This window comes from uncultured Anaerococcus sp. (assembly GCF_963510915.1).
Classification (GTDB): domain Bacteria; phylum Bacillota; class Clostridia; order Tissierellales; family Peptoniphilaceae; genus Anaerococcus.
This window is the reverse complement of the sequence record NZ_CAUPHG010000004.1, coordinates 1-17,457: the sequence shown is the minus strand read 5'-3', so window position 1 is coordinate 17,457 and position 17,457 is coordinate 1. Positions and strand designations below refer to the sequence as shown.

Here is a 17,457-nt window from a genome sequence, read left to right as displayed (position 1 = left end):
GAATGGTTGGCAAAAAAATGAGGATAGCAACAAGAGCAGATGTAGCAAAAGAAGCTGGAGTTAGCGAAACAATAGTCTCTTATGTTATGAATGGAAATCGCCCGGTAGATGCAAATAAGAGAGAGAGGGTGATTAAAGCTGCAAATAAATTGCACTATCAACCAAATCAATTTGCTCGTGCATTATCAGGAAAACATATAGACCAAATAATTTTTTTGGTTGACTCTCCGGAAGCTGAACGTTTCAGTAAAATTCTAGGATACCTAGAAAAAACGGCTTATCAAAGAAATACAATTGTCTCACTATGTACAGCAAGAGAATCGGAACAATTTATTAGACAGATTATAAATAGAAGGTTTGATGGAATAATAATAAGTTCATCAAAACTTTCTGAAAAAAATATAGGAATGTTTGCTGATGCCGGAATACCAACTATTTTGTTAATGAATAGGGATTATAAAATTAAGAAACCAGGAATAGCAAAAATAGGGACAGGACTCAAAAGTGGATGTTGTGGCGCAGTAGATTATCTTTATAGTATTGGTAAAAGAAAAATTTTTTATGTAGATAAAAAAAAATCGACGTTAGAAAGTGTAGAGTTGAAAGATAATCGTATCCTGGGGTTTATAAAAGGAATGAAACAGAGGAAGCTGAATTATGAATCAAATATACTTTGTTTTAGTGACAACAATTCAAAACTTATGATAAATAATATAGTCCATCTTATTAAAAATAATGAGATAGATTCTATAATTGCAAGAAATGATAAGCTTGCATCATACATTTCTTTGAATCTACAAAAAAACGAAATCAGAATACCTGAAGATTTAGCTTTGATAGGATTTGATAATTCATCATTATGCGAATTAACGAATCCATCGTTGACATCAATAAAAATGATGGATAATGATATTGCTGAAGCAGCTATAGACTTAATTTATAAAATCAACATGAACGAATGCAACAATAGGGTAATACACTTTCCATATGAAATAGTTAGAAGAGGATCTACAGAAACTTTTTAAAATCATTAATAGATAATAAATAAATATAGAGGTAATAGATGAAAAAACTGTTAATAATTCATGGGGGCGGCCCTACACCGGTTCTAAATGCATCTTTATTTGGAGCTATAAAAGCAGCTAAAAGGTTTAATATTAAAAATATACTGGGTGCTAGAAATGGGATGCAGGGTGCAGTAGACGAAGACTTTATTAATTTAGGTGACATTTCAAGTGAAAATTTAAGCAATTTATTAACTACACCTGGCACAGCGATCGGCTCGTCAAGATATCCTATGAATGAATCAGAATATTTGAATATGGTAAAAATGATTGAGAAAAATGGAATTTCTCATATTTTGATGAACGGTGGAAACGGGACTATGGATACATGTGGAAAATTAAAAGCAGCTTGTGATGATTACGGTCTTAATATAAAAATCATGGGAATACCAAAAACCGTGGACAACGATATAGCGGTAACTGATCACAGCCCCGGTTATGGAAGTGCTGCACGTTATATGGCTCAAAGTGTGCAAGAACTTTGTGCAGATGTAAAAAGTCTACCAATACATGTTGTAGTTCTAGAGGCGTTGGGACGAAATGTCGGCTGGGTAACAGCGGCATCTTCTCTAGCCGAAGATGCAGGTTTAGGTCCGGATCTTATATATCTACCTGAACTGGACTTTGATGAAGATAAATTTTTGGGAGATGTAACAAACTTATTGACAAAGAAAAAAGGAATCGTTGTCGTTGCAAGCGAGGGCCTCCACAAAAAAGATGGCAGCCCAATTGTTGAACCGATTTTTAAATCGGGTAGAGCTACATATTTTGGTGATGTAAGTTCTCATTTAGCTAATTTGGTTGTGAAGAAATTAGGATACAAAGCAAGAAGTGAAAAGCCCGGTCTTCTAGGGAGGGCTTCAATTCAGATGCAAAGTCAGGTTGACAGACAAGAAGCAGAAGATGTCGGAAGGATAGCATGTGAAGCCGTATTAGAAGGTGAAAGCGGAAAAATGGTTGCCATAAGAAGAAAATCAAATGATCCTTATGAAATTGAGTATTATTTAATGGATGTTGAAAAAGCTATGATGCATGAAAGAAAAGTTCCTATGGAATATATTAATGCTCAAGGCAACGGTTTAAATGAAAATTTTAAAAAATGGTGCCGCCCCCTAATAGGTGTGGATTTACCAAAAATGATAGCATTTAATTAGAAGAATAGAAAGAAGGAAAGTATGTTGGTTCCAATGAGAGTAATTCTTGAAGCTGCCGATAAAGGCAGATATGGACAAGCAGCATTTAATGTTAATGCTGTAGCTCAAATAAAAGCAGCAATTGAAATACATGATGTTTTTAGAAGTCCTGCCATTTTGCAGGGTGCCGACCTCGCTAACGGTTTTATGGGAGGTTGCTACAATTTTCTTGAAAGCACTATAGAAGATAAAAAGAAGGGAGCTAAAAACATTGTCAATGCGATAAGAAAATATAGCGAAAAGACTGATATACCTATCGCCATACATCTTGATCACGGTAAAGATTATGAGTCAGTGGTAGCTGCAATAGAAGCTGGGTATACAAGCGTGATGATAGACGGCAGTTCACTACCATATGATGAAAATGTGGAGTTAACACGTGAAATTGTTAAGTACGCTCATCCAAGAGGAGTAAGTGTAGAGGGAGAGCTGGGCATATTGGCAGGAGTTGAGGATGATGTTTCTTCAGTAACTAGTACCTACACCCATCCTATGTCGGCTATAGATTTCTTTAAAAAAACCAAAGTTGATGCTCTAGCTATCAGCTATGGAACAAAACATGGTGCAAACAAAGGCAAGGATACAGTAATTAGGAAACAGATTCCTATAGCAATAAAAGAATGCATGATGCACGAAGGCATTGAAGGTTTCCTAGTGAGCCATGGATCATCTACAGTCCCACAATATATTGTTAAAGATCTCTTGACTTTAGGGAGCCAACTAAAGGATATGCATGGAATAAGTGCAGATCAACTTCAGGAAGTGATTTCTTTCGGCATTAATAAAATTAATGTTGATACTGATATAAGATTGGCAGTAACGAGAAATTTAAAAGAAATGTTTATAAAAAATCCCGATTTAAAAAATAGCGACCATGTAGGTGATATTTATAATAGTCTTGAAAGCAATAAATCAGCTTTTGATCCGCGAGCCTTCTTTAAGTCCATAATGGATGAAGTAATGTATGGAGGTGCCAAAAATGAAGATTTTGTACCACTTGTTGAGGCTATTGAATCAGGAGTTAAGGAAGCAATAGGACCTTTGCTGGTTAAGTTCGGGTCATTAGGCAAGGCAGGCCTTGTAGAGCAAGTAAGCCTTGAAGAAATGGCTGAAAGATATAAAAAGGCGGGTATTTAATAAGGATGTTTTATTATAAGTTTAATAAAAGATTAATTGTATTGAAATAATGGAGGTTGATATGAAACATTTTGAGTTTGAATACGGATTTGGCACACTTGGAGCGGATCTACCTGATGACACCGATGAATTTATACCGGGTATAACCGTAAAAGACCCTGATTATATTCCTGAAGATAAACTTGAAGAGGCATATAAAGAAAGTTTAGCTAATCCTATCGGGATGCCGACATTAACAGAATTAGCTCATAAGGGATCAACTGTTACTTTTATTGTTCCTGATAGAGTTAAGGGAGGAGAGCAGGCAACCAGCCATAGAAAGCTTTCAATTAAATATATGTTGGAAGAATTATATGCTGCCGGTGTTGAATCCAAGGATGTCATGTTTATTATCTCAAACGGTCTTCATCGCAGAAGTAAGGAATCCGATGCTAGAGCTATTTTCGGAGATGAGATATTTAATAAGTTTTGGCATACAGGTCAAATTATAAGTCATGATTCAGAAGATAAAGACCATATGGTAGATCTGGGATATACCAAAAGAGGAGACCCGGTAGCTATTAGCAAGTATGTTTATGATTGTGACATACCTATTCTTATAGGCCATGTACAAGGTAATCCCTATGGAGGCTATTCGGGCGGATACAAACATAGTGCAACAGGGATAACAAATTGGAGGTGTATAGGTAGCCATCACGTTCCCTCAGTAATGCATAGGCCTGATTTTACCCCGGTAAATAACGGAAGCCTTATGAGGCATAAATTTGATGAAATAAGTATGCATATGGAAGAAAAAATGGGGCATCCATTTTTCTGCTGTGATGCTGTATTAGATAGTGTTTCAAGACAAATTGCAATTTTCTCAGGCTATGCAAAGATTATGATGCCTGAAAGTTGGAAAGTGGCTGATAAAAGGACATATGTTCATTGGGCGGAAAAAAAGTATGATGTATTAGTTTTCGGAATGCCTCAAAATTTTCATTACGGAGAAGGAATGGGTACAAATCCGATAATGTTCATGCAAGCTCTATCCGCTCAGGTTTTGAGGTTCAAGAGGGTTATGAGTGATAAGTGTGTCATTCTCTGCTCTTCAACATGTAATGGCTATTTCCATGATGAACTTTGGCCATATTTAAGAGAATTATATGAGATGTTCCAGACAGATAATATGAACATATTACCGGATCTCAACAGATATGGTGAATATTTTGCAACGAATGAAGAATATATTAGAAAATACAGATTTTGCAATGCATTCCATCCCTTCCACGGTTTCTCAATGATGAGCTGCGGACATATAGCTGAAATGAACACAAGTGCGATTTATATGATAGGTGCTCAGGAGCCGGGATATGCTAGAAGCATGGGATTAAAAACAAGAGCGACTTTCGAAGAGGCTTTGGAAGATGCAAAGAAGAAGTTTGTCGGAACAAATCCTAATATCCTTGCGCTGCCTTTAACATTTAAGAGATCTGCAGTCCACCTATGTATGAAGGATCCAAGTTTAGATGAAATGGACGAGTATGGTCATCATATTGGAGATAATAGATGAAACATATATATTTAAATCTAAAAAGATTTGATGTGCCAAGAGAATATGGAGGGGTTAATAGTTTAGCCCCTCTTAATAAGTGGGCTGAGACAATTATTGAAAGCACTCAAAAAAAACTAAATAAATATAAGAATTCAGATGTAGAATTTGTTCAGTTTTACCCAGAATTACATTTGTTGGAAGCAGTTAAAGCCTTGGATAGTGATAGCTTAATAAAAATAGGTTCTCAAGGTGTTTATAGAGATGATGTAGAAATAGGAAAAAATTTTGGTGCGCTTACTACCAATCTACCGGCTGCGATTCTAAGCGAATTGGGATGTAAATATACACTTATAGGTCATTGTGAAGAAAGAAATGATATAAGAGGAATAATAGAAGCATCGGGGAAGACAGATGAAGATGCAATATCAATAATTTTAAATAAAGAAATTCTCGCAGCGCAAGAACGTGATATAAAAGTACTATATTGCATTGGAGAAAACAACAATCAACAAACTGAATGGCAAAATGTATTGTACAATCAAATATATTTTGGCCTAAAGGGTGCAAATAAATCAGATGTAGTACTGGCATATGAGCCTATCTGGAGCATAGGGCCCGGCAAACAACCTGCTGATAAAGAATATATAACTAAAGTTGCAAAATTTATTAAAAAAGAGTTTGGAGATATTGATATTGTTTATGGCGGAGGATTGAAACAGGATAATGCATCAATGCTTGCATCAATTGATGAGATATCAGGAGGGCTTATAGCTCTTACAAGATTTCAGGGAGACATAGGTTTTTATCCCGATGAGTATCTTGAGATTATTGATTTGTATTTGAATTAGGATCATAAAGGCGAAAAATACAGCTTGAGATTTTTAACCCATGCTGTATTTTTTTATTATTAAATGTCTATTATTAGAGCAGAAAAACAAGGAACTCTTGCTAGATAGGGATCCAAAAAAGAGTCCGGTGAGATTTATCTTTTCCCACTCTGCCCTTAAGGAAGGTTGGGATAATCCAAATGTCTTCCAAATCTGTACCCTCAAGCAATCTGGCTCTGATATGAGAAAAAGGCAAGAAGTTGGGCGTGGTTTGAGGCTTTGTGTGGACCATACTGGCGAGAGGATGGATGAAAATGCCATCGGTGATAGTGTCCAGGAAGTAAATAGCCTAACTGTTGTAGCCAGCGAATCCTACGAAAACTTTGCCAAGGCCCTTCAAAATGAATATTACGAAGATAGTAGCGGCAGGGCAAGGAAGGTTACTCCTGATTTATTTGAAGGCAGGATTATTAGAGATGGAGAAGGCCAGGAAAAGCTAATCGACAAAGAGTTTGCCTTAAAAATTTATGACGACTTAAGAGATTTAAAATATGTCGATGACTATAAATTAACTGAGAAATTTTATGATGATAAAAAGTCTGGTGCTATAGTTTTGACAGAGGTGTTAAAAGATTATCAAGATTCGCTGATAGGCCTATTAGATAGGATTTATGACAGGGATATAGATATAGTTGACGCAAGGTCAAGAAATGTCTATGCTAAGCTCCGTGAAGACAAACTAAAATCTCAAGAATTCCAAAAACTTTGGGAGAATATTAATCAGAAAACCTATTATGTGGTTGATTTTAATAGCGATGAGCTCATTGATAATTGTATAGCCAAGATAAATGCAGTCCTTAATATCCAAACCATCAAATATGAGGTCAAGACTGGTTATATTGAGCAAATGTCTATTGATAAGAAAGATTTTGGCAAAAATATTAAGGAAGTAAACGAGGATAGGACCGAAGTTTATGGAATTACAAATTCTACTAAGTATGACCTAGTAGGGAAAATTGCTAAGGATACCCAGCTGACTAGGAAGGATGTTGTAAAGATTTTAAAAGGAATAAGCGAAGATAAGTTCCTAAATTACAAGAAAAATCCCGAAGAATTTATCAGTAAGGTTAGCCAGATAATAAATGACGAAAAGGCTGTAAAGATTATCCAACATATCACTTACGATCTTTTGGAAGATAAGTATGAAAATGAGATATTTACCGAAGCCAACCTCAAGGGTCAGCTCGGTAAGAGTGCTATTTCCTCAGAAAAAGGTATCTTTGACTTTACTATCTATGATTCAGATATAGAAAGAGATTTCTCAAAGAAACTAGACAGCAGGGGCGAGGTGGCAGTCTATGTAAAACTCCCATCAAGCTTTTATATTTCAACACCTGTGGGCAAGTATAACCCGGACTGGGCCATTGCCTTTAAGGAAGAAGATATAAAACATATCTACTTTGTAGCAGAAACCAAGGGAAGCAATAATTCCCTCCAGCTAAGAAATATTGAAACGGCAAAGATTAGCTGCGCTAAGAAGCATTTTGAAAAAATTAGCGGGGACAAGGTAAGATACGGTGTTGTAAGCTCTTTTGAGGAACTTTTGGATATAGTAAGTAAATAAACCCAAGCCCCAGCACCATTGTGTGCTGGGGTTTTTTGTATATATTTATATTTTTTTCATAATTCATAATTGCATTAACATAATAAACTATGCTATAATGTACTAAATAGGAAAATGTTTGCGGGTGTGATTTTTCATTATTGCTTTTGCGGGATTGGAGAATTACAATATTATTTTTTTAAGGAGTGAATATGAAGAAGTTTTTGTGGATTTTGGCTTTGGCGGTTTTTCTTTCTGCTTGTGGCAATGAGGCTAAGAAGGATCAGGATCAGGCTAAGGAAGTTAGCGAGGTGAGTGAGGATAAGGCTAAGGATGATGAGAAGGCTTCTGACGAGGATAAAAAGGATGCGGAAGCTGAAAAAGTTTCAGATCAAGACTCTTTGACTGAGGATGATTATTTTTTCTCTGATACTAGCTTAGTTACTGTCAAGGATGGGAAACTTGTCAATGTCATTTCTGATGTGAAAAAGCTTGGCGATGATATTTATGCCTATCCTGTTCCTTTGTCTGATGATGTTTTTCTCTTTGGTACTAATGGTGAAAATACTAGCACTCTTATGAAGATTAAGGGCAAGGATTTTGAGGAAATTTACAAAATCGAGGGTCAAGATTTTACACCATATGCCAAGGTTTATGATAAGGTTTATGGGCATTTTATGGGCGATACTGACCTTAGTAAATTTGGTTATATTAATGCCTATGGTGAGATAGACCTAAAAACTGGCAAGACCAATATATTCGAGGCCCTTAAAATGAAAGAGGATAATGGATTTTTGCAGGGTATTGGTTTTACTGACAAGGAAATTCTTTATAATAAACTTAATATGTCTGGTGATTTTTTGGAAAAAAGGTATAGGCTTGATTTATCTCAAGGCTACGACCAAAAACCTGAGGAAGTCGGGGATGTGGAAGGTTTTATCTGGCTTCAGTCAGTGAAATATGACAAGGATGGCAATGATTTTTATGATATTCTTGATATAGACTTTGATGATGAGGGCAAGTGCTATATTAACGATATTGAGTGTCCAACAGAAGAAGGTACTCAGTTTATTTCGGCTGGGCCAAATCTTATTTTGCAGACCTTTATCGACCCTGATAAGGATCCTTATTTGTTCAAGATGGATATAATAAATTTCTTGACTGGGGAATTTGTTGCCAAAGACGTAGAATCTTATGGTTATAGGGTTTTTAATGGCAAGCTTTATTATCTAGATAAGGATAAGAAGGTTCAAGTTTTGGATAATTTTAAGTAATATTTTTGCTTAGATTTTAATCGCTCATGAGTTTTTGTAAGGCTTTTGGGCGATTTTTTCTTGTTTTGAAATAATTTTAGTTTTTCGGTACAAAGCTTGGTCAAAATTTGGTTGGAATCTTGTTAAAATAAATGTCTTGCAAGTTTAATCTTGTGTTTTATTTTTATATGCCATGAGGGAAAATCTGGAATAATTTTCACCAAAAAGGGACCCTTACGGGTCCTTTTGATTTTACTTTTCTTCTTTTTTCTTGTTTAAAATTACAAAGGCTATGATTGCTACTACTAGGACTATTCCTAAGTAGCCTACGCCTTTGATGCCGGTTTTTACTTGGCCAGCTGGGTTTGTTACTGTTGTTGGTGTATCTTTTTTACCTGCTCCAGGGCTGTTTTCACCTTGGGAGATGGTTACAGTTTCAGGTACACCGCCAGATGGGTTAGCAGGAGTGGTAGTTGGTGCTGGGGCTGGTGCTGGAGCTGAACTTGTTGTTTGAGAGCTTTGACCGCCCACAGTTGTGGTTGACACTTCTGCTGTTTTGTTTTCTGGATTTCCGTAGAAAGGTTTGATAAAGTTTGTATCATCAAGGGGTAGGGTGTATTCGCCGTTGGCCTTGATTTCTGCATCTGATATATAATCGTCGTTGTTGGTGTTGATGGTATCTAGGAAGCTTCTTTGACTTTCTGGTAGTTTTTTGTAGGCTTCCTTGATGCCTGATCTTTGAGATTTGTAGAAGGCGGAATCTTCGTTTAGGGTGCCATCTACTTGGTCTCCGCTTGTCATAAAGCTTGTTTTATTAAGCTTGGCTGACTCTTTGCTGATATTATTTTTAGAGGATTTATCAAGCTCTTTGGTTAAATCCCCAAACAAATCAGCAGTTTTTTCCTTATCTTTTTCTGTAATTTCAATCTTTGACTTAATTTTTCCGTCAATTTCTAGGATGTAATCGTAAATTGTTTTGAGGGTTGGTTTGATGACCTTCTTTTCTTCCTCGCTTGCATTTTTGTAATTGTAAGAATTGACTGTTGCCTCATAGAAAAGGTAGAGGTTTTTGATGTCTTTTTTGTCGAGCTTATCGAGGAAAAATAGCTTGCCGTTAAGGATGTAGGCTTTGACGTCTTTTTTGACCCCCTCCACATCTAGGTCTAGGGCAATTTTCTCGTCGGCGGCATCGATTTGGTCAGAAAGTTCTGCTAGGGCTCTTTCTAAATCTTCCTTGCTGGCAGCCTTTTTATTTAAAATATCTATAAACTTTGTTTCATCAACTTCCCTAAGCTCTTTGGCAATTAGTATTTTATTGTAAAGGTCGTAGCGTGCCTTGAATTCTTCCTGGTAGGCTGGGTCGTTTTCGTATTCTTCTATTTGTGCACTTTTGCTAGCCTTAGTTTGGGATGGTTGGTTTTTAGCCATATCATCTGTAAGGATTTCGTAAAGTGATGGAGTTTGTATTTCTTCATCTGCAAAAGCTTTTGAACCCATCCCAAAAACTAGGGCACAGGCAAGAGCGGTTGCAAGAGTTTTCTTAAATTTATTCATAAATCTTCCTTTAAATTTCATTTGCATATACTGTAATCATTATATTTATTTTTCCTACAAAATCAATGTAAGTAAGATAAGACTTGATCGTTTCCTGGCAAGGATGAGTAAGAAATTAAGGTCTAACTTTTCTCAATTATTTTTGCTTTTTGGGTATCTAAAAACAGTTGATTGACAAGATTAGTATGGATAATATAAAATAAAATTATAGAAAAGCGAAGGAGACTAGGATGAAAAAAATAATATTAAGCCTAATAGCTATGGTGGTTATTCTTGCTGGATGTGGCAAGAAAGAAGTCATAAAAGCTCCCAAAAAGCAAGCCTCAACTGAGATTAAAACTGCGAGCCTGTCAAATTTAGCAAGTGAAGCGAGTTTCGATTTTGTAGGTAAGGCTATGAAAAATACTCTTGGCTTTGATAAGGGGTCTGGAAGAGATAATGTTGATAAATTTATGGCTATGGTCAAGGATTATAATCAATCAGTAGGAGAAGAAAATCTCATTGGTGATTTTAAGGAAGATTTAAAACCTAGCTATGATACAGGAAAATTAATTGAAAATAGGGCTAAGGCTGATAGGAAGTTTCCAGATACAAATTGCAGGATAAACGCATATTTACTAGCTTGTGCAAATATGAAGTTTCAAAAGGCAGGAGATCCTGATGATGAAATGCTATTTATGGATGAGGAAAAAATCAAGGAAGGAAAAATTTTCGATAAGCATTTTGAACAGACTTTCAAGAAATTTTTTTCAAGAGTTCCTACAAATGCTTCTAAAAATCCAGATGAACAGGCCAAGGTTATGGAAGAATATTTCAAAGACTGGTCTTTTCCAAAATATTCCGACTTAGTCACAGTTGTAATTCATGATAATTTAGATGGAAACTACCTTTTTATCGGTCACATTGGGGTCTTGGTTAAAGTCGAAGGCGGCTATCTTTTTGTAGAAAAAATTTCCTTCGAAGAGCCTTATCAGGCGATTTTATTCCCAAATAGAAATGCCTGCTATGAGTATTTGAAAGATAAGTTTAAAGATTATACTGATCCTTCTACCTGCCCACCTTTTATTATGGATAATGGAAAGTTAGTAGGCTAGGTGTTTTTAACTGGCCTTTGCTTTTTATAAATGTTTTTTGATGTAAGATATGGGGTCTTAGTCAGATAGGAAATTAGCTTGGAAAAATTTCTTAAAAGTTTTTGCGAACCAGTTACATAAATCGTATTATGTTTCATCATAGAAATATGGGAGGATTCATGGAAATAAAAGTTGGAATAATACCAGAAAAAGAAGAAATAATCGCACTTTACGATGATGTGGGTTGGACAAGTTATACTGATGAACCCGACTTATTAATCAAAGCAATAAAAAATTCTCAAAAAGTTTGGACACTTTGGGAAGGAGAAAAATTAATAGGCTTGGCAAGGATAATAGGAGATGGGGCTACAATTTGCTATCTCCAGGATATATTGATTTTAAATTCTTACCAGGGTCGAGGATTTGGAAGCAGGTTAATAAAAGAAATATTAAAGGAAAATGAAGAAATCCGCCAATTTGTACTCTTAACTGATGATGCAGAAGAAACAAAAAACTTTTATAAAAAAGTGGGCTTAAAGGAAGTTGGCGATTATTATTGCAAAGCTTTTATGAAGTGAGAGAGTGATTTTTAGGATTTCTTAATCAGAAAAGAGATTTTTTTGATATTTATCATATAAAATCTTTTTTTTATGAAAAAAATTTGGTTAAAATAATTCTTTTTTGGGTAGTAGTTAAACAAGAGGGCAGGTGAGGTTAAATGAAAGTCGATGTATAAAACACTCTATTTGATTATATAGTTATAAGTTACATAATAGAGGTTAGAAAGTGAAGGAAGGAATATGGAGATTAAGAAAAATTCTGCTGCTGGGACTTTAGAGTCAAATGATTGCCTTATCAGGCTAGAGGAAAGCGATTCCATTGAAATTGTTCTCAATTCGCCTGTAGAGTATGAATTTGGTGATCAAATTAGAAAAGTAGTAGAAGATGTACTTAAAGAAGCTGGCATTAATAAAGTTAGGGTCATGATTGAAGATAAGGGTGCTCTTGATTGTACCATTGCAGCAAGGCTTAAAACAGCGATTGGAAGGGCTCAATGAAAACTTTAAGAACAATGTTATTTATGCCTGGAAATAATCCGGGAATGTTGGTATCAGCCGACAACCTAGAAGCAGATGCTATTATTTATGACCTAGAAGACGCTGTTTCCACTAGCCAAAAAGATGCGGCTAGGGACCTAGTTGCTAATGCTCTTAGGACTCTTTCTTATAAGAATTCAATAGTCACTGTAAGGATAAATCCAACTGATTCGCCTTATTGGAAGGATGATCTTAGAGCGATAATACCAGCAGGGCCAGACGGGTTGGTTATACCAAAATCCAACAAAGATACAGCCAAGGAAGTTTTTGATTTTATAGATGCATTTACTAAAGAAAAAAATATAGAAAATAATTTGAGATATTATATGCTTGTTGAAAGTGCCAGGGGCATCTTGGAGCTTGAGGACATAGTAAAACAATCTGATAAAATCGAAGGACTTCTCCTAGGTGCAGAAGATTATACTGTTGATATGCAAGTTAAAAGAACAGAAGGTTCGGCAGAGATTGCCTTTGCTAGGTACAGGATAGCAACTGTTGCTAAGGCTTATGGTTTAAACGCTATTGATACACCTTATACAGACCTTGATAATAAGGAAGGTTTGAAGAAGGACACAGACTTTGTAAAAACCATTGGTTTTAATGGCAGACTTATAGTTGGTCCTCGACAAGTTTTTGCAGTAAATGAAATGTTTTCACCAAGTCAGGCTGAAATCGAAGATGCAAAAATCATTGTCAGTCAGGCAGAAGAAGCAGAGAGAAAAGGACTTGGTGTATTCTCTTTTAGGGGCAAGATGGTTGATAAACCAGTTATCACAAGGTCAGCCAACCTATTGAAATCTGCTAAAGAATGGGGGCTAATATGAAAAATGTAGACTTAGAAGCTCTAAATTTAAAGAAATTTAAATCAGCCAAGGCCTATGTTGATAAAAAAACTTATCATTTTGAAAAAGCTGTTAAGCCTGAAATAGTTAGTTTTGATCAAGTTTTTGATAAGCTTGACCTAAAGGATGGAATGACTGTATCTTTCCACCACCACCTCAGAAATGGGGACTATGTCCTAAATATGGTCATGGAAAAACTCCATCAAAGGGGGCTAAAGAATTTAAAACTTGCAGCAAGTTCAATTTTTGCCTGCCACGCTCCTTTGGTAGAAATGATAGACGATGGGACTGTGACAGATATAGAGACTTCTTATATGTCAGGACCTGTAGCCCAGGCTGTATCTCGTGGTAAGCTTAAAAATCCAGCTTATATCACAACCCATGGTGGTAGGCCTAGGTCTATTTACGAGGGAGACCTAAAGATAGATGTTGCCTTTGTGGCAAGTCCAAGTGTCGACAAAGACGGGGCTATGGATGGGTCTGTTGGAAAGTCAGCTTGTGGTTCATTAGGCTATGCTGTCGCTGATGCTATGTGTGCTAAAAAGGTCGTTGCCATCACAGATAATTTAATTGATAAGTGTGAAAATCCTGATATCAAACCAGGTTTTGCAGATTATATTGTAGAAATTGACCAAATTGGCGATCCAAGCGGTATAGTTTCAGGCACAACCCAAGTTACCAAAGACCCACTAGGTCTTAAAATTGCAAGACTTACAGCAAGGTTGATTGATGAATTAGGTCTTATCAAAGATGGTTTTTCTATGCAGACTGGTGCAGGTGGTATCTCCCTAGCTGTGGCAAATGAAGTTAAAGACCTAATGGAAGCGAAAGATGTCAAGGGCTCTTTTGGTTCGGGTGGTATTACAGGATTTTTTGTAGAAATGCTTGAAAAAGGACTTTTTGAAAGCTTAGAAGATGTTCAGTGTTTTGACTTAGAAGCTATCAAGTCTTCAAAGAGGAATAAAAACCACCACAAGATTTCTGGTTCCAAATATGCTAATCCAAACGATGACTGTGTAGCAGAGAAGCTTGATTGCGTTATCCTTGGAGCAAGCGAGATAGATAAGGACTTTAATATTAACGTCACTACAGGCTCTGATGGAATCATATTAGGTGGTTCTGGCGGTCACGCTGACACAGCAACAGGTGCCAAGCTTACAATAATTACAACAAAATTATTCAATGCTAGAGTGTCAGCTGTTGTTGATAAGGTAAGAACCATTACTACACCAGGTGAGGTAGTAGATGCCTTAGTTACAGAATATGGCATAGCCATAAATCCAGCAAGGACTGACCTATTAGAGGCTCTCAAGGATACAAAATTAGAGCTAAAAACTATTGATGAATTGTACGATATAGCCACATCCCTAACTGGATATCCAAAAAAACGTGAAAAATCTGATGAAATAGTAGGATTTTCTGTCTTTAGAGATGGCACAATCCTAGATACTATTTCAAAAGTCGAATGATATTTAAAATAATAATAATTGGAGGAAAAAATGGAAGACAATAGAATACTTGGCGTATCTTGGCCATTATTTTTCGTATTAGCTGCTATAATGTGTGTAGCTGTTTACTTAGAAGTACTACCAATAGGTCTTATTGGTGCCTTCTTATTGATGTTAGTTGTTGGTGAGTTTTTAAACTTTGCAGGTAACCGTATTCCTATAATTAACACCTATTTCGGTGGTGGAGCTGTTGTAGCCATCTTTGGCGGGGCAGCCCTAGTATATTTCAAATTATTACCAGAAACAACCAAGAATTTAATAGACGCCTTTATGAAAACAGGTGAAGGTAAGATGGGCTTTTTGGATTTCTATATCTCAGCCCTAATTACAGGATCAATCCTTGGTATGAATAGAAAATTACTTATTAAGGCAGCAGTTAGGTACCTACCAGCCATCCTTGGCGGTGTAGTAGCATCTTTAGCCCTAGTATCAATCGGTGGTATGTTCTGCGGTTATACACCAGGTGAAGCTATGGCCTATATTGGTATTCCAATCATGGGCGGTGGAATGGGCGCAGGCGCTGTTCCAATTTCAGAAATATTTTCATCAGCCCTAAATGTTGAAACAGAAGAAATCATGTCAAAATTAGTTCCAGCAGTTGCCCTAGGTAATGCCCTAGCCATAGTTGCTGGTGGTCTTTTAAACAGACTTGGCCAAGTTAAACCGGAATGGACAGGTAATGGCCAACTTATGAGAAGTACAGATGATGAAATCAAGGCAGAAAACAGGGAAGTAGTTTTAAAACCAGGTGAATATGCAACAGGTATAGTTCTTGCTACTGCATTTTTCACTCTTGGCGCTATCATTGCCTTTGCAATGAAAAAAGTTGGAATCAATATCCACACCTATGCTTGGATGATTATTTCAGTTGCTGTAATCAAGGCAATTAATATTCTTCCAGAAAAATATACAGACGCAGCAGCTGGTTGGTATGCTTTTATAGCTAAAAACTTTACACCATTGTTACTAGTTGGTATAGGTGTTTCTTATACATCTTTACAACAAATAATCGAACACTTCTCTCTAGTTTATCTATTCTTAGTAGCCCTAGTAGTTTTAGGAGCTATTCTAGGTTCAGCCATAGTTGGCAAACTTGTAGGTTTTTATCCAATAGAAGCAGCTATTACAGCTGGTTTATGTATGGCTAATATGGGTGGTACAGGCGATGTTGCAGTACTAACTGCAGCTAATAGGATGGAATTAATGCCATTTGCTCAAATCTCTTCAAGACTTGGTGGTGCCTTCATAATTCTTTTGGCATCAATTTTGGTACCATTATTCTTTGGGTAGTAAAATAGTTTATGAAAGGAAGTAGAATTTATGGACGTATATGAAATAGCACTAAAAAAACACGAAGAATGGCAAGGAAAGGTCGCAACAGAAGTTAAGGCTAAGGTTTTAAATGCAGAAGATTTAACCTATGCTTATACACCTGGTGTAGCTGAACCTTGTAGAAAAATTCATGAAGATGAATCAAAAGCCTATGTTTACACATCAAAGGCAAATACAATCGCAGTTGTATCAGATGGTACAGCTGTCTTAGGACTTGGAGATATTGGACCTAAGGCCGCCATGCCAGTAATGGAAGGTAAGGCAGTACTTTTCAAAGAATTTGGAGATGTAAACGCAGTTCCAATTGTTCTTGATACCAAAGATCCAGATGAAATTATCGAAACAGTTAAAAATATTGCCCCTGGTTTTGGCGGTATTAACCTTGAAGATATTTCATCACCTAGGTGTGTTTATATAGAAAATAAGCTTAAAGAAATCCTTGATATACCAGTATTTCACGATGACCAACACGGTACAGCTATAGTGACTGTAGCTGCTCTAATCAATGCCCTAAAAATAGTTGGCAAAAAGGCAGAAGATATTAAAATCATAGTATCTGGAGCAGGTGCTGCTGGTTATTCTATAACCAAACTACTCTTAGACCTAGGAGTTAAAAATATAATTGCTTGTGACTCAAGGGGAACAATCAACAAAAGCCACCTTGAAGGCTCAAACCCTGTAAAGGCTGAACTAGCAAAGATAACTAATAAGGAAAACTTTGTTGGAACTTTAAAAGAAGCTATCAAGGGTTGTGATGTCTTTGTAGGTGTATCTGCACCTGGAGTTATTGATGAAAATGACATCAAGAGCATGGCTGCTGACCCAATAGTATTTGCCATGGCAAACCCAGTTCCAGAAATCGACCCAGCCTTAGCTAAAAAAGCAGGAGCTAAAGTTGTTGCTACAGGAAGGTCAGACTTCCCTAACCAAATCAACAATGTCTTAGCTTTCCCAGGTATTTTTAGAGGGGCTCTTGATATCCATGCAAAAGAAATCACAGACGCTATGAAACTAGCTGCTGCTAAAGCCCTTGCTGGTCTTGTAAGTGAAGATAAATTGTCAGCTGACTATGTAATTCCAGGTGCCTTCGAAGAAGGCGTGGCAGAAGTAGTAGCCAAGGCAGTTAAGGATGAATACAAAAAGTAAGGTTTTAAAGAATTAGTAAAATCGTTCCAAGCTAAGAAATTTCGACTTGGAACGATTTTTCTTATGTGGGGAGAAGTATGGGTAAATATTTTAAAGGTAAAACTTATGTAGATCTCAAAGAAGTTCTTGAAAATAGGGACAGGAGGAGGGAGGAGATTAGAAAAAAATTACTAATCCATCCAGAAAAAACTGTCATATCATATAAGCTAAATATACCTGGGCCAGAAAAAATCAATAGTGGTCTTGTCGCTATCTTTGATAGGGGGCTTGAAGAAATAACAGACAAAATCAAGG

The 17,457-nt window shown here is 36.4% G+C and carries 16 protein-coding genes; 15 read left to right on the top strand and 1 reads right to left on the bottom strand.

From position 1 onward, the window contains the following. The first annotated feature begins 2 nt into the window (after nucleotides 1-2). From RQ893_RS00890 to RQ893_RS00860, 7 genes are all read left to right on the top strand, one after another. Complete coding sequence (locus tag RQ893_RS00890) at nucleotides 3-1,025, top strand: LacI family DNA-binding transcriptional regulator (protein ID WP_311481177.1); 1,023 nt, start codon at nucleotides 3-5, stop codon at nucleotides 1,023-1,025. Nucleotides 1,026-1,063: 38 nt separating this feature from the next. Continuing rightward, entirely contained in the window at nucleotides 1,064-2,218 is a 1,155-nt protein-coding gene (locus tag RQ893_RS00885) for a diphosphate--fructose-6-phosphate 1-phosphotransferase (RefSeq protein ID WP_311481176.1), read from the top strand. Between the two features lie 21 nt (nucleotides 2,219-2,239). Continuing rightward, the gene (locus RQ893_RS00880) at nucleotides 2,240-3,394 is read left to right on the top strand and encodes a ketose-bisphosphate aldolase (protein WP_311481175.1); all 1,155 of its coding nucleotides are present in this window, start codon (nucleotides 2,240-2,242) and stop codon (nucleotides 3,392-3,394) included. Between the two features lie 61 nt (nucleotides 3,395-3,455). Further along, a complete protein-coding gene (locus tag RQ893_RS00875) occupies nucleotides 3,456-4,946 on the top strand; it encodes a lactate racemase domain-containing protein (protein ID WP_311481174.1) in 1,491 nt (496 codons plus the stop codon). Further along, a complete protein-coding gene (locus tag RQ893_RS00870) occupies nucleotides 4,943-5,776 on the top strand; it encodes a triose-phosphate isomerase family protein (RefSeq protein WP_311481173.1) in 834 nt (277 codons plus the stop codon). The genes RQ893_RS00875 and RQ893_RS00870 overlap by 4 nt, the downstream gene beginning before the upstream one ends. 40 nt (nucleotides 5,777-5,816) lie before the next feature. Beyond that, entirely contained in the window at nucleotides 5,817-7,379 is a 1,563-nt protein-coding gene (locus RQ893_RS00865) for a hypothetical protein (RefSeq protein ID WP_311481172.1), read from the top strand. Between the two features lie 191 nt (nucleotides 7,380-7,570). Further along, on the top strand, nucleotides 7,571-8,632 hold the full coding sequence (locus tag RQ893_RS00860; protein ID WP_311481171.1) for a hypothetical protein: 1,062 nt from the start codon (nucleotides 7,571-7,573) through the stop codon (nucleotides 8,630-8,632). Between the two features lie 231 nt (nucleotides 8,633-8,863). On the opposite strand, the gene RQ893_RS00855 is transcribed toward RQ893_RS00860, so the two are convergent. Then, the gene (locus RQ893_RS00855; RefSeq protein ID WP_311481170.1) at nucleotides 8,864-10,165 is read right to left on the bottom strand and encodes a hypothetical protein; all 1,302 of its coding nucleotides are present in this window, start codon (nucleotides 10,163-10,165) and stop codon (nucleotides 8,864-8,866) included. Nucleotides 10,166-10,395: 230 nt separating this feature from the next. Between RQ893_RS00855 and RQ893_RS00850 the strand changes: the two genes are divergently transcribed. The 8 genes from RQ893_RS00850 to RQ893_RS00815 form a co-directional block, all read left to right on the top strand. After that, nucleotides 10,396-11,259, top strand: a complete 864-nt coding sequence (locus RQ893_RS00850; protein WP_311481169.1) for a DUF4300 family protein — start codon at nucleotides 10,396-10,398, stop codon at nucleotides 11,257-11,259. 158 nt (nucleotides 11,260-11,417) lie between these two features. Next, nucleotides 11,418-11,816 carry a GNAT family N-acetyltransferase gene (locus RQ893_RS00845; RefSeq protein WP_311481168.1) on the top strand — a complete coding sequence of 133 codons (399 nt, stop codon included), beginning with the start codon at nucleotides 11,418-11,420 and terminating at the stop codon, nucleotides 11,814-11,816. Between the two features lie 222 nt (nucleotides 11,817-12,038). Further along, entirely contained in the window at nucleotides 12,039-12,296 is a 258-nt protein-coding gene (gene citD, locus RQ893_RS00840) for a citrate lyase acyl carrier protein (RefSeq protein WP_311481167.1), read from the top strand. After that, entirely contained in the window at nucleotides 12,293-13,159 is an 867-nt protein-coding gene (locus RQ893_RS00835) for an aldolase/citrate lyase family protein (protein ID WP_311481166.1), read from the top strand. Before citD ends, RQ893_RS00835 begins: the two co-directional genes overlap by 4 nt. Continuing rightward, nucleotides 13,156-14,646 carry a citrate lyase subunit alpha gene (gene citF / locus RQ893_RS00830; protein ID WP_311481165.1) on the top strand — a complete coding sequence of 497 codons (1,491 nt, stop codon included), beginning with the start codon at nucleotides 13,156-13,158 and terminating at the stop codon, nucleotides 14,644-14,646. The genes RQ893_RS00835 and citF overlap by 4 nt, the downstream gene beginning before the upstream one ends. A gap of 30 nt (nucleotides 14,647-14,676) precedes the next feature. After that, nucleotides 14,677-15,975: a 2-hydroxycarboxylate transporter family protein gene (locus tag RQ893_RS00825; RefSeq protein WP_311481164.1), complete on the top strand. Its 1,299-nt coding sequence runs from the start codon at nucleotides 14,677-14,679 to the stop codon at nucleotides 15,973-15,975. A gap of 30 nt (nucleotides 15,976-16,005) precedes the next feature. Then, a complete protein-coding gene (locus RQ893_RS00820) occupies nucleotides 16,006-17,163 on the top strand; it encodes an NADP-dependent malic enzyme (protein WP_311481163.1) in 1,158 nt (385 codons plus the stop codon). A gap of 77 nt (nucleotides 17,164-17,240) precedes the next feature. Further along, the coding region (locus RQ893_RS00815; protein ID WP_311481162.1) for a citrate lyase holo-[acyl-carrier protein] synthase at nucleotides 17,241-17,457 on the top strand (217 nt) is incomplete at its 3' end.